The sequence below is a fragment of the Nostoc sp. genome (assembly GCF_036917095.1).
Lineage (GTDB): Bacteria > Cyanobacteriota > Cyanobacteriia > Cyanobacteriales > Nostocaceae > Nostoc.
Genome location: NZ_JBALFH010000041.1, coordinates 1 through 13,085, shown reverse-complemented (window position 1 = coordinate 13,085; position 13,085 = coordinate 1). Strand labels below are relative to the sequence as shown.

The following is a 13,085-nucleotide window of genomic DNA, read 5'->3' as shown; positions in this document are numbered from 1 at the left end:
ATTATCAAGCGTATCAGCTTTCTCAATAGTAAGAATCTTCTCAATTGCGGTCATCATGTTTGCTTGCGGCTACAATACATTACCAAAAGTATAAATAATCCTATTCCTGCTAGATATTTAATTGCATCAGGTACGCTGGGGTTAGGTGAAAAAAAGCCTTCGATCGCACCAGCAAGAAATAACATTGGTACAATCCCGAAAACTAACTGCACCGCTTGAGAACCGTAGAATTTTAGTGCATCCTCACGGCGATATTTACCAGGAAATAAAATTGCTCTTGCTAATAAAAATCCTGCACCCCCAGCAAAAAAAATTGCAGGCAATTCCAAAGAACCATGCGGAAACACAAACGCCCAAAAAGGATAAGCCAGATTATTTTGACCCACCAAAGTCCCAACAGCACCAATCAATAAGCCATTAAATACCATCAAATAAGCTGTGTATGCTCCAGCCGTGATGCCACCAGCAACAGCCCCAAAAGACACCGACAGGTTATTGATCGTGATACTGCTCGATGCCAGAGGTTCAACGCCGACAATTGACCCCATCCACAATTTATGCTCATCTCGTACCTTAGTAATCAAGCTTTCAGGTACTATCAACGACAAAAAACTGGGGTTTTGCCAGGAATACCACCAAGCTACTAGTGCCCCCAATAGAAACAGCATCGTCGCAGCAGCAATGTATGCAAATGTTTTCTGAACTACAGATGGTAATCCCCAGCGGTAAAATTCTCGGATTGCCTGCCATTCTTGTCGCCGCGAACCTTGATAAATCTGCGTATAAGCACGAGTTGTTAAAGATTGTAAACTTTGTATCAAAGTATTGCCGATTTGCTGAGTGCGGGCACGAGCTAAATCTGCCGCTACTGAACGATACAAACTCGCTAACTCTCTAATTTCTGCTGCCCCTAAGGACTTTAACCCTTTTTTTTCTATCTGCCTTAATAGGGCATCCAGACGTTGCCAATTAGGTTCTCGTCGCGCAATCCAACGTTGAATATTCATGAATTTTGGGAACACTGAGTTTAACTTAGCTTAAGATAGCTTCAAATTCATCTCCGTAATTTCAAGGGAATTTACCATTATGTCTGAAAATTTTGGATCTCCCAGTCCTATACAACCACTGAGTATTGGGAATGTAGTGAGTGCAGGAATGCGACTGTATCGTTCTCATCTGAAGTTGTATCTAAAACTGGCATTAACTGCTTATGTCTGGGCATTACTGCCGATTTATGGATGGGCGAAATGTGCATCAATTTTAGCAATTATCTCGCGTTTAGCCTTTGGAGAATTGGTGAATCAACCGGAAAGTATCGAAGAGAGTCGCCGTGTTGTGAATTCTCGCCTATGGCAATTTTTAATCTTGGGTTTAATAATGTTTGCTGTTGGTATAGGTTTGATAGCTATTTTAGTAATTCCTTTTTCTTTTTTTATTGGAATCACTATCAGCTATTTCGCTACCAATACGGCAGTTGGCAATAATCTAAATCCTACTTTTATAGTTATTGGATTACTACTAACAATCATTTTTTTCCCAGTCTTGCTTACATTTTTACTGTTGTTACAGGCTCGCTTTTTTGTGGTCGATCTTCCATTGGCCATTGAGGATGATGTAGATGGTGTATCAACGATTAGCCGCAGTTGGGATTTAACAAAAAGACAGGGATGGCGAATTGTAGGAATTTTATTTATTGGTTATTTAATTACGCTACCGATTCAACTGCCATTTAGTATTGTAAGCAGTATTATTCAGAGTTATTTAAAACCTTTGAGCAAGGAAAACATTACCTACGCCATACTTTCAGCTTTTGTAAGCATAGTTCTAACTATATTAAGCGCTACATTAGTAGTACCGTTCTGGCAAGCAATTAAAGCTGTTATTTACTATGACCTGCGGAGTCGTCGTGAAGGATTAGGCTTGAAGTTACGCGATCGCGAAATTTAAACCAGAGTATAAAGACGATTATGCACCTTTTTAATAATGTTAAATATAATACTCCGGAAAGCGTAGAACTAGAATTCACTCTTGCTGGAATCGGAAATCGTGCCTGGGCTTTGCTCATTGATTATCACGTTTTGGCTGTGATTTTGGTGGGATTTTTCACAGCTTGGTCTATCGTTTCAGTCCAGTTAGGAGATTTTTGGGTAGATATTTTCGGTACCGCAGCCACTTTCTGGTTGATGGCGATCGCATTCCTTACCAGTTTCGTGATTTACGTAGGATATTTTGTAATTTTTGAAACCTTATGGTTTGGGCAAACTCCTGGTAAACGAGTTGCTAAAATTCGCGTGGTTCGAGATGATGGGAGACTAATCGGGCTACAACAAGCAACGCTACGTGCCTTACTGCGACCCTTTGATGAGACTTTGTTTATTGGCGCTTTTTTAATTATGTTGGGTAGCCGCGAAAAGCGCTTAGGTGATTTAGCTGCTGGCACAATTGTGATTCAAGGTCAAACACCCACTGCATCCGCGACATTGACAATTTCAGAACAGGCAAAAGGACTTCACGAACAGTTAATTGAAGTTGCTGATTTATCGCAACTGATGCCAGATGATTTTGCTGTTATTCGTGAGTATTTGCAGCGACGTGGTGCAATGTCATTAAAGGGAAGAACCTTACTATCTCTCAAGTTAGCCGAGCAAGTTAAAGCTATTATTAATTTAGAAAAGCTGCCAGAAGCTGTTACACCTGATGTATTTTTAGAAGCTGTTTACCTTGCTTATCAACAACCGGAATTTTAGATGAGAAAAAACTATAAAATTTCTATTTGATTTGTGAAAAATGAAAGGCTTAGATTCGCGATTTTTCTAAGAAATCGGAAATATTATTGTTCTTGCTAAGTAGCCCTTACCTGTAGCGATCGCTCCTACCCTGCGGGAAGCCGCTACACGTCTATGGATGCAATAGATTTTGACCTCTCTCCTTTAAGGAGAGAGGCTTTGAGGTTTACTGCTCTTCCCTTGTTGAGAAGGGGCTGTTCTTGTTAGGTCTATATTGGACTTAACTGAGAACCGCTATATTAGTAAACCCAAATTTAATGTTGTTCAGATGATACGCAAAGCAAGTCAAAAATCTAAAATTGGCCAGTCTGGTTCGCGATAATAGCGTGTCATATTGTCAAACTTTCGCAATTCGACGCGATCGATCGAGAATTCTGGCAAATTAAACAGCCATTGCTCATTCAATTGATTAAGCATTGTGCTGAAACTTGTGCGGTCTAAGTCAGATGAAACCTCCCCAAAATACGCTAATGTAACATGGGCTGTGAAGTGATAATGCTGCTCAATACCCAAGGCAATTAACTTGGGATTTTGATAAATTGTTCGGCGAAATTTAATAATTTCCTCGTAGCAGCGTTCATCCTGGGGTACTAAACAAACAGCTACAGCTCTTGGCATCAGTATCAGCCCCAGCATTTGCCATTTAATCGGATGACTCCTGTTTGTCATCAATTGTTGATATTGCTGAAACATTTCCGCTAAACAAGAGTGTAGCTCTTCGTCAAATTTGGGATTTTTTTCGCCAGCATCAAGGTAAGCATTATCCCAAATTAAATCTGCTAAAGTCACATGGAAGCTAGCAGGAGGTACAGGCACAATCAAATCACGGTTTACAGGCAACTGTAAAAGTTCCTGTTGGTAAGCCTGTAATTTGGCATAGAAAGCAGAGTTTTGCGATTCTTCTCCTGCCGGCGGTGTAATTAGCGTATAGCCAGGAAAGGACGCTGCTTGTCTCAACCCAGAATTTGGCTGAAATTTGGAAGATTCCTGAATATGCTGGACTTGGGATCTGTAGGCTTCTGGCAACGTCAGTCGTGCTAGCCGATTTAAGTAAGTCTGATAGTTGTCGTCCAATCTTCATAGCCTCACGCTCTCACTTGATAGATTTTAGGGAAAATTTCCCCGATTAAGAGAGTCATTTAAAAAGTATTTAGTTTTTGGGTGTAATAGAAGTTGATTAGGACATATGGGAGATAAAGAGAACGAAAAGAATAATTGTTCGCTTGCTCCCCCTGCTTCCCCTGCCTCCCCTGCTCCCCCTACTCTCCCTCCACGAGGTTTATCTATGCCAATCTATGTTTACTGGGGTGAAGACGATTTTGCCATAGAAAAGGCGATCGCTATACTGCGCGATCGCGTCCTCGATCCCCAATGGATAAGTTTTAACTACACTTCATTCACCCCAGATCGAGCTGATGCCGCTATCCAGGGGTTAAATCAGGTGATGACACCCACTTTTGGCGCTGGTGGGCGCTTGGTATGGCTGATAAATACTACTCTGTGTCAGCACTGTCCAGAGAATGTCTTAGCAGAATTGGTGCGATCGCTACCTGTCATTCCCGAAAACTCATTTTTATTGCTCACCAGCCGCAACAAGCCAGATGAACGCCTCAAATCCACAAAATTGTTGAAACAATTTGCTACCGAATTCCGAGAATTTCCCCTCATTCCCCCTTGGAAAACCGAGTTACTGGTGCAATCTGTTAATCAAGCAGCCCAGACTGTAGGTGTGAAACTAAATGCCAATACTGCCCATCTGCTGGCAGAATCTGTAGGAAATGATACACGCCTTCTCTACAATGAGTTAGAGAAGTTACGGCTATATGTCCAAGGTAGCAATAAGCCTTTAGACGTAGATACCGTTACGAAGTTAGTAAGAAATACTACTCAAAATAGCTTACAATTAGCAGCAGCAATCAGAACAGGAGATACAGCTAAAGCTTTGACTACTTTGGCGGATCTGAACAATGCTTCCGAGCCGGGATTACGGATAGTTGCCACACTGATTGGACAATTTCGCACATGGCTGTGGGTCAAGATTATGATGGAAAGTGGTGAGCGCAATCAACAAGCGATCGCTCAGGCTGCTGATATCGGTAATCCCAAACGGATCTACTTTTTACAGCAAGAAATCAAGCTTCTTTCTGTGCAACAGTTAATTTCTTGCTTGCCCCTACTACTGGAGTTGGAAGTGAGCCTTAAGCAAGGAGCATCAGAAATGTCAACACTCCAAACTAAAATAGTCGAACTTTGTCAAGTATGCCGAGGAAATTGACAATCAAATATAAAAGCTTGATGTATTGAGCAGTTGCTGGAACTTCCAACTCCGAAAATAATTCAACGTTCTTATAATATCCCTGATGTAGTTCTGTGTCACACACTATATGAATAAAATTTCTGATTTCTTTTCCCGACCTAGCCGAAAGCGAATCCTTTTACAATCATTCTTTTTCGGAGCGATCGCTACTGCGGGTGTGATTTCCAACGCTTTTTCATTGAGTTCAAAAGCTTATGGTCAAACTCCAGCACCAATAGTTAACAATACTGAAATCAACAGCTATGCTCAAGCCGTGCTAGCAATGGAGCCAGCCCGTCAAAATGCTTTTGAAGAAATTAAAAAACTTATTGGAAATGGAGAAATTCCCAAGATTGTTTGTAACGATCCTAATAGCATAAATGGTCTTCCAAAAAAGGCTCAAGATATCGCTTTCAATTACTGCGATCGCGCTCAAAAAATTGTTGCAGATAATGGTTTGAGCTTTGACCAGTTTAACAAAATTACTGTAGAATTACAAAACAACAATACTACATTAAAACGGCAGGTTTACAATACCTTATTACGCCTGCAACAAACTCCTGAGACTCGGTAGTTCAAGCTGGCATAAAAATTTGACCGGCTATCGATTATTCTGACTTTTCACGATTTTACTTGTTGCGACTAGTGCGAATTATAAAAAGTATTCAGTCGCCATGTAAAACTTTGTTCTCATACCAGGGTTGACCGAATAATTAGTGATTGATAATTAATAATTCATAATTAAAGATCAGGGCTATTTCATTCTCATCTAGCCCACCTCGGAATAAATTTTGAGGCTAATAGCACTCATTCGTCTAAAGACGACTAGAAAGGCTTTTAGTCCACTTTAGTGAACTTGGGCTATTAGCCCGGAACTTTAGTTCTGGGCGGTTTGTTTATGTCTAGAACGAAATAGCCCTGATTAAAGACACTCTACAGCAGCCTACACGCTTATCAAAAATTTAGTAGTCAACTATTCAAGCGTGGAGAGTAGTGAGCTACCACTGATATGGCAGCGGCAGCAATTTTACTACTCATACGGAGAAGCAAGCTACGCGTAGCGTCTTATAATTATGAATTATTTTGGCATTACCTCTTTTGTTAGTTTATTAGCTTTACTTATTAAATAATTCCGAGCAAACTGTTAAATAACTGTATGCAAAAATACAGTTATTGATTTGTATTTTACAAATCAATTTTGATTGCAATACTACTATTCAACTACAATACATACTTGTCGCTTGGTGTGAATATTTTTCATGTGCTTTTTCACTGTGTTTATGGTGATGAAAAGCTTAGTGGCAATTTCTTTGTAGCTGTAGTTGCTTCTATAGAGAAACCAAATTTCACCTTCTCGCGGCGTCAGTTCAAATTTTTTAACTTCAGTGATTGCTAAACTTTTCAGATACTCATATTGGTTTTCGATAGTCACTAATAAGCAAGGCACTTCAAATCCATCTAAGTCTAGCAGTCTTACCCGAATACGAAAAATATTTGACTTATCAACTACAATCTCATCCGATAGAATGATGAGTTTATCAGAAAACAAATCTCGACTGCTTAGTAGCGATTCACAAAGATTCCAAATGACTGGTGGTACAAAATTTTGGTTGAAATTGCCTTGATTAAATTGACAACAAAGGCGATGAGCAGATGCATTAGCATGAACTACTTCACCAGTTTGGCTTAAAATTAATATACCGTCTTCTAAACCTTCAATTATTTCTTGTAAAAAATCGGCTCGCTTCGAGTCATGTAAATCAATACTCTCTAGCTGTTGTGGTTCAGCTACTGTTTTTACTAATGTCTTTGTTAGGGCAATCATATTAAGTATCTAAATGTATCGATTTTTCGTATGATTATCTGAGTAAATTTGATCAGCCACTGCGGTTAGCTATCGGTAGCGATGTAGAAGCGTCACTCATTCCTGAAAAGAAGCGCTATATTACAGACCTATTACGCTAATGAAGGTAGATGAAAATGGAAGTGTTATTTTTAACGTCAGTCCCGAAAAGACTTCAATAGTTTATGTAGCATAATTGAATTATGTTAGTTTACAGATTTTAAATACAACTCTGAAATTGCTTATTTCGGAAGCCGCTTCTAAAAAACTTTTGCTAAGACTTCTCTCTACCGCTTTTATCCCCTTTGTTAGCGCAGGGCTGTTTCATGCCCTAAAAGATGTAAAATGACAAGCGTCGAGGGGATGAAAACAATGGGTGCAAATCTAATTGAATAACTACGGCAAGTAAAAGATTTTCGAGTCAAAGATGGGCAAAGGCACCAACTCTGGCTGGTGTTGCTATTTATAATTATGGGAATAATCAGCGGGTACGTGGGTTACCGACTTAATCTTTTGCGTCGAAATGGTTATTCTTCTATCACCCAAGCCCAAAGGTTTATTTCTAATGATATTGACAAATTCTTATCTTTTGTGCTATAAAACAGCCCTGCTACAAGGGAAGGGGCTGGGGGTTAGATCTATTTGCTTACCTGTACCTCACCGGATTGAAAATGGCTATATAGAAATTTATAGATAATTTAACTATTGTGCTACGTTTTCTCCTCTCCACAGCGAGACTTGCTGTTTGAGTTCTCTCATATCTAAAGAATCGCTAGCAAAAGCTTTTCGTAAAAGTGGATGAGGAATAAATCGATCGTATTTTTGAATTTCTAGTGCTTCTGAAGTACTGAGCAAATCTTCTGAAGTAATTCTTTGCTCGCACAATGAAGTAATTTCACGATAAATATATTTAAATTTATCCTTGGCTAATTTAACCGTTAAATAATAAGGATTTACTCCGCCAATACTTGTAATTTCCAACGATTCTCGACAGTAAGAGTTTAGTAATCTTTCTAAGGTGCGATAAGCAACCGTACCCATCCAGGGAAAAATGCAGCATTTACCTTTTTCTAATTGCAAGATATTTTGTTTATCTAATCCAACCTGCTGCGCCAAATGGCGAACCTCACGTAAACGTTGCAAAGCATTTTTTTGCAAGTAACTATACTCGACATTCTCAAATAAAACTTGCTGCATTCGTTGTAATACTTTGGTATGAATAGTGCCACCACTACCGCGCCAATAAATACTAGCTTTTCCCTCGGCTTGTTTAACATAGATAGCTTTCTTTTTAAAGTCAACTTCTACTACTTCCCAAGTTCTGCCAGCTAAAGCAAATTGATTGCCAACAGCAGGCGGCGTGACAATACTGCCAATTTGGGTTGCACCTTGCTTAACAATATATTCTTGCTGTTCAGCAAATACAGCGTAAAACTGGAATTTCCTTACAACTTTTTCTCCTACTAAACCCAGAATTAATTTCCCTTGCTCAGTATGCTGAATATGACCAATATCAATTAAATAACGTAGCAATAATAGAAAATCTTCTTGAGAAATAGCAGCAAACGGCGGCAGACTAAAAATTTGTTTAGCTAGTGCATTAGGAGAAAGTTCTCCTAATGCTGTTAAAATACTCATTGTTTGGTGGTACAGCAAACTCAAAGGATATTTAATCGGTCTAATTGGTTCAATCCATTGCTCCTCTAAATAAAGTTGAATGATAGCGATAGACTGCAAAAGCTGCCAGGGTATTTGCTCTGGTAAAGAAGCTTCTGATAATGGTTTCTCTTCAGCGCAAATAAAGCGCATATCAGCTGCTTCACCTCTTCTGCCACTACGTCCTAAGCGCTGTAAAAAGCTAGCTACAGACAAGGGTGATTCTAACTGAATAACTCGCTCTAAATGACCGATATCTATGCCTAATTCTAAAGTCAGAGTGGCGGCGGTTACAGCAGGATTATTGGGTTCACGCATCGCATTTTCAGCAGATTGCCGCAAACTAGCAGATATACTGCCATGATGCACATGATATATGTCTGGTAGCCCTTGTTCTGTGGCAATTTGTCGCAAAGATGCGATTACAGATTCGGTACGCGTCCGATTATTAGCAAATATCAGGCATTTGCGAGATTTACTAAGGTTGAAAATATATTTTTCATAAGCTGTCGTCTCTGATTCATCTGCCTCATCACTAATATAAAAATGTTCTACAGCTAGTTTGATTTGGCGTTTTATCCCGTCAGTTTGTGGTGTAATTACTGGCTTATCTGTTCCTGAACTCAACCAATTTTCAGCTAGTGAGTAATCACCAAGAGTTGCTGACAAACCAATACGGCGCGGTTGCTTTTGCGTCAACTTTGCTAAACGTTGTAATTGGCAAATAATTTGACAGCCGCGTTCTGAACCCATAAAAGCGTGAATTTCATCAATGATGACAAACCTTAAATCACCAAATAAGCGAAGGAGGTCGTTATTTTTGTTGATTAACAAGCTTTCTAGAGATTCTGGTGTAATTTGTAAAATGCCTTGAGGATTTTTTAAAAGTTTGTTTTTTCGACTTTGAGAAACATCGCCGTGCCAGTGCCAAACTGGAATATCTGCTTCTTTTAGTAAGTCGTTGAGGCGCTCAAACTGATCGTTAATTAAAGCTTTGATTGGACTAATATATAATGCTCCTATAGTTGCAGTAGGATTGGCGTGTAATAAAGTCAAAATTGGCAGAAAAGCTGCTTCTGTTTTACCGGCAGCAGTTGCAGCAGTAACTAGCAAATGAGCGTCGGTGTCAAATATAACTTGACAAGCGGCAATTTGGACTGGTCGTAATTCAGTCCATTGGTGATGATAAATATATTCTTGGATGAATGGTGCAAGTCGGCTAAAGGCATCGCTCATATTTTTTATGAATAATTAGTGGTAGGTAATGAAGAATAGCTTGTATGGCACCGGAGAAATCAAATAACAGTAGTGGAATTGAAGTCGATGGAATTTACTTTGAAACCTTAGTGTCAGAGGGGAAGTATAATCTTCCAATCTTTGGGGAAGAAACACCAATAAAATTTGGAGTAAGAATTACTAATAACTCATCAATTTGTTATCGATTTTAACTACCTCATTTTGTACCAGAAATATTAAATCCACATGGAAAGGTTATGGAAATGAGTTTTGCTAGAAATGCAACCAGAACTGTAGAAGAATCAGATATTCCTTTAATTATGTCCGGGGAAAGTTTGGAGTATTGGATGGATGCAAAATTCAAGTGGTATAGCAAAAATTGTATTGAGCTTACAGGTTCCGCGTTGTACGGAGGAATTTTGAGTTTTTACAACTTTAAGCCAACTAAATATCAGATTCGGATGAAATATGTCAAAGATTCACCCACGCTAAAACTTCCTTTCTCTAGAGGCTCCACAGAATACGGCGACTTTTGGACTGGTCAAATTGCCACAAATTTAGTCAATTTTCGCCTGAGATAATTCTAAAAAACAATATTTTATCTCTGTTTGAAGGTCATTTATTCTGATTGAATTAGAGTATTTTCAGTTTTTACTCCTATTGACTCAAGGCAGATTAACATCCGTCAGTCAAACTGAATTAATAGAGGGAAGTATATAATAAGGCAAAAACCATGAATAAATATAAGGAAATATTACGTGTCATCCTTGCCATATGCATAATTGTGGTTGGAGTAACACACTTCCTTGTTCCAGAAGAATATGTCAAAATTGTGCCGCCGCAACTACCTTACCCTTTAGGATTAGTTTATCTCAGTGGTTTTTATGAGATTTTGGGTGGTATCGGTTTATTAGTCCCGCCTGTAAGTCAAGCTGCTGCTTGGGGACTTCTTGCCCTTTTTATTGCTGTTTACCCTGCCAATATTAACATGGCGGTTAATCTTATTAAGATTGAACATATACCAAATTCACCTTGGGTACACGTAGTCAGGCTTCCCTTTCAAGCAGTTTTAATTGCTTGGGCTTGGTGGTACACGAAATCTTATGATGGGGAAAAACAAGCTTCTATTATTCCCAAGTCACTTATTCCTAAAGAACTAAAATTGAAATAAGGGCGTTTTTTTATATCTGAATTATGCGCGTTGCAACTTTGTTTGGGATAACACTTTCGTTAGCAACATGTATTGGAGGAATTGCTGTTCCGTTGACTCAAGCGGTGCAGCTTAGAGATGGCATTGTCTACTTTGTCCAACCGCCGAAGCTTGTTGAGGCAACGACTACTTACAAAGATACGAATGTTTGGGGCGCAACTTATTATTTCACGATTAACGTGCCGGAGAATGCTGGAGAACCCCTCCAGAAGGTAACTATTACCCAGAAAGAGGGAGCAGAAAACATCCGCTACGATCTTAATGATACCCGCGCATTTGTCGGAACGAGCGATCGCAAAGAATCTCGGCTAACACTAGGCCCACTCACAGCAGAACGCAAGACACGAACTGTTACTGTGAACTTTGAACCGCCTGTCACTCCGGGACAGACAGTTACAATCGCCCTTCGCCCTGTGAAGAATCCCAGCTTTTCTGGTGTCTACTTGCTAGGTGTGACTGCGTTCCCGGTGGGTGAGAAATCCCACGGACAATTTCTCGGCTTTGGACGGTTTCAGTTTTACAGCAATAGAAGTAACTGGTGGTTTCCATAAATACCACGAATTTGTGTAGACGAGGTTTCTAACTGCCCATTTCACGTTAAGTTGACTTGTCGGTATACATCGCTTGCAAAAGTTTGGGATAATCTAGAAGATATTCAGTCGGTAGCTTGAAATACTTATGAGTAGTAAGGAAGAATTAAGAAGTGTTGCCTCAGAAATTCCATTATTTAATAATATTGAGCAAAAAGAAACATTTTTGTTTGTGATTGGGGCGTTATTTTCGAGAGTTATTAGTTTGAAAAAAGCCGCAGAAATTATGGAAATAGAGCCTGATGTCTTTCTTCAACTCTTAGATTTGATGGGGCTGGAATTTTCCTACTTGACTGAACAAGATATCGCTATAGAAAAGTATTGGTAGGGTGTGTGAAGGTTGTTTTTAACTCTTCTCCATTAATCTTTTTATCGCGTCTGGAATTTCTCGATATTTTTCTAGATTCTTCCGATGAGTTTTATTTGCCAAATTTTGTTGCAGAAGAAATCAGTGCTAAATCTGATGCAGCTAGTCAGCAGGTAAAAGCTTTAATTGATGCCGAGAAAATCTTAGTCAAAGAAATTCAATTACTTTCCTTAGCCAATCGTCTAAATATGCGACTAGGGAGAGGAGAATCAGAGGCCATTGCTTTAGGCACTGAATTACAAACAAATTACATAATTTTGGATGACTTCGCAGCCAGAAAAGAAGCAACTCGACTGGGATTAAATGTTAAGGGAACCTTAGCAGTCATCAAGAAACTTCAGGTAGATGGCAAAATTATCATTACTAGCACAGACCAATTGTATCAAGACATCCTGGCAATGAATTTCAGAGTCAAGCGATCGCTCTTTGATGCCATTTTCTCAGATTAGATGCAGAGTTTGTCTTTGTTTGGTGCGATCGCTTAATTATAAAAACTCATTGCCAATGAAGCAATCTCTGAGCGTTGCGATCGCTCTTTGATGCCATTTTTTAAAATTAGATACAGAGTTCCCGAAAGTTGCTTCAGGGTTCGTCTTTGTCTGGTGGGATCACTTAATTATAAAAACTCATTTTGTTGTGGTGGTAAACCAAGCTGGGTACGAAAATGCTCGCTATATTTTGCCTTATTCCAACTATTAGCAGATTTAACTTGCTCAGGAGTAAGGTTTTTGGCATCGCTGAGGTCGGCATTGAAGTCGCCACCTAATCCGTAATTGCTGAGGTTGGCACCTCTGAGGTTGGCACCGCCGAGGTTGGCACCTCTGAGGTTGGCACCGCCGAGGTTGGCACCTCTGAGGTCCTCACCCCCCTGGGGGCTGGCATCGCTGAGGTTGGCGCTGCTGAGGTTGGCACCTCTGAGGTTGGCATCGCTGAGGTTGGCGCTGCTGAGGTTGGCACCTCTGAGGTTGACATCGCTGAGGTTGGCACCGCTGAGGTTGGCATCGCTGAGGTTTGCGCTGCTGAGGTTGGCACCGCTGAGGTTGGCATCACCGAGGTTTGCGCTGCTGAGGTTGGCACCGCTGAGGTTGGCATCACCGAGGT

At 39.9% G+C, this 13,085-nt stretch carries 14 protein-coding genes; 9 read left to right on the top strand and 5 right to left on the bottom strand.

Features of this window, described 5'->3' with window-relative positions:
• Positions 1-53: 53 nt before the first annotated feature.
• The gene (locus tag V7L01_RS22125) at positions 54-1,007 is read right to left on the bottom strand and encodes a stage II sporulation protein M (RefSeq protein ID WP_335038494.1); all 954 of its coding nucleotides are present in this window, start codon (positions 1,005-1,007) and stop codon (positions 54-56) included.
• A gap of 79 nt (positions 1,008-1,086) precedes the next feature.
• Between V7L01_RS22125 and V7L01_RS22120 the strand changes: the two genes are divergently transcribed.
• Positions 1,087-1,947: a DUF975 domain-containing protein gene (locus V7L01_RS22120; RefSeq protein WP_335038492.1), complete on the top strand. Its 861-nt coding sequence runs from the start codon at positions 1,087-1,089 to the stop codon at positions 1,945-1,947.
• 20 nt (positions 1,948-1,967) lie between these two features.
• Entirely contained in the window at positions 1,968-2,747 is a 780-nt protein-coding gene (locus V7L01_RS22115) for an RDD family protein (RefSeq protein WP_335038490.1), read from the top strand.
• 324 nt (positions 2,748-3,071) lie between these two features.
• Here V7L01_RS22115 and V7L01_RS22110 read toward each other — a convergent pair whose 3' ends face one another.
• A complete protein-coding gene (locus V7L01_RS22110; RefSeq protein ID WP_335038489.1) occupies positions 3,072-3,860 on the bottom strand; it encodes a DUF1868 domain-containing protein in 789 nt (262 codons plus the stop codon).
• Positions 3,861-4,071: 211 nt separating this feature from the next.
• On the opposite strand from V7L01_RS22110, the gene holA reads away from it, so the two are divergent.
• Together holA and V7L01_RS22100 are read left to right on the top strand one after the other, a co-directional pair.
• A complete protein-coding gene (gene holA, locus V7L01_RS22105) occupies positions 4,072-5,061 on the top strand; it encodes a DNA polymerase III subunit delta (protein ID WP_335038487.1) in 990 nt (329 codons plus the stop codon).
• A gap of 109 nt (positions 5,062-5,170) precedes the next feature.
• Positions 5,171-5,656: a DUF4168 domain-containing protein gene (locus V7L01_RS22100; protein WP_335038485.1), complete on the top strand. Its 486-nt coding sequence runs from the start codon at positions 5,171-5,173 to the stop codon at positions 5,654-5,656.
• Between the two features lie 639 nt (positions 5,657-6,295).
• Here V7L01_RS22100 and V7L01_RS22095 read toward each other — a convergent pair.
• A complete protein-coding gene (locus V7L01_RS22095) occupies positions 6,296-6,907 on the bottom strand; it encodes a helix-turn-helix transcriptional regulator (RefSeq protein ID WP_335038483.1) in 612 nt (203 codons plus the stop codon).
• Positions 6,908-7,627: 720 nt separating this feature from the next.
• Positions 7,628-9,817 (bottom strand): DEAD/DEAH box helicase, encoded by a 2,190-nt coding sequence (locus tag V7L01_RS22085; protein WP_335038481.1) that lies wholly within the window; start codon positions 9,815-9,817, stop codon positions 7,628-7,630.
• Positions 9,818-10,074: 257 nt separating this feature from the next.
• Here V7L01_RS22085 and V7L01_RS22080 point away from each other — a divergent pair, with 257 nt between their 5' ends.
• The 5 genes from V7L01_RS22080 (at position 10,075) to V7L01_RS22060 (ending at position 12,433) form a co-directional block, all read left to right on the top strand.
• Positions 10,075-10,398, top strand: a complete 324-nt coding sequence (locus tag V7L01_RS22080; RefSeq protein ID WP_335038479.1) for a hypothetical protein — start codon at positions 10,075-10,077, stop codon at positions 10,396-10,398.
• Between the two features lie 152 nt (positions 10,399-10,550).
• Positions 10,551-10,988 carry a DoxX family protein gene (locus V7L01_RS22075; protein WP_335038477.1) on the top strand — a complete coding sequence of 146 codons (438 nt, stop codon included), beginning with the start codon at positions 10,551-10,553 and terminating at the stop codon, positions 10,986-10,988.
• Positions 10,989-11,011: 23 nt separating this feature from the next.
• On the top strand, positions 11,012-11,578 hold the full coding sequence (locus tag V7L01_RS22070; protein ID WP_335038475.1) for a DUF2808 domain-containing protein: 567 nt from the start codon (positions 11,012-11,014) through the stop codon (positions 11,576-11,578).
• A 127-nt stretch (positions 11,579-11,705) separates the two neighbouring features.
• On the top strand, positions 11,706-11,945 hold the full coding sequence (locus tag V7L01_RS22065) for a hypothetical protein (RefSeq protein WP_335038473.1): 240 nt from the start codon (positions 11,706-11,708) through the stop codon (positions 11,943-11,945).
• A 5-nt stretch (positions 11,946-11,950) separates the two neighbouring features.
• Entirely contained in the window at positions 11,951-12,433 is a 483-nt protein-coding gene (locus tag V7L01_RS22060) for a DUF3368 domain-containing protein (protein ID WP_335038471.1), read from the top strand.
• Positions 12,434-12,600: 167 nt separating this feature from the next.
• Here the strand turns inward: V7L01_RS22060 and V7L01_RS22055 are convergent.
• The coding region (locus V7L01_RS22055) for a pentapeptide repeat-containing protein (RefSeq protein ID WP_335038469.1) at positions 12,601-13,085 on the bottom strand (485 nt) is incomplete at its 5' end.